Source organism: Natrinema sp. CRL1 (assembly GCF_059162405.1).
In genome coordinates, this window is sequence record NZ_JBLVOY010000036.1 from 1 (window position 1) to 240 (window position 240).

Below are 240 nucleotides of genomic sequence, written 5' to 3' on the forward strand. Positions count from 1 at the left end.
GTAAGGGCTGGGAGTTGGATTCTCGCACCCGTGACGAACTGGAGGAGATTAACGAAGGCCAGGGTGGGGCGTCGCTCTACGCAAAGCGCACGGTCATCCTGAATAATCTCTACGGGGTAGATATTGACCAGGGGGCGGTGGAGATCTGTAAACTCCGTCTCTGGTTGTCGATGGTCGCGGACATTGAGGACGAACCAAACGAAGTCGAACCGCTGCCGAACATCGACTTCAACATTCGGC

Annotated in this window: 1 protein-coding gene; it reads left to right on the forward strand. The window is 55.8% G+C overall.

Translation table 11 applies throughout. The annotated features are described in order from the left end of the window. Positions 1 to 240 (forward strand): Eco57I restriction-modification methylase domain-containing protein (locus ACJYUO_RS21915; protein WP_494347415.1); only part of this gene is annotated, 240 nt, incomplete at both ends.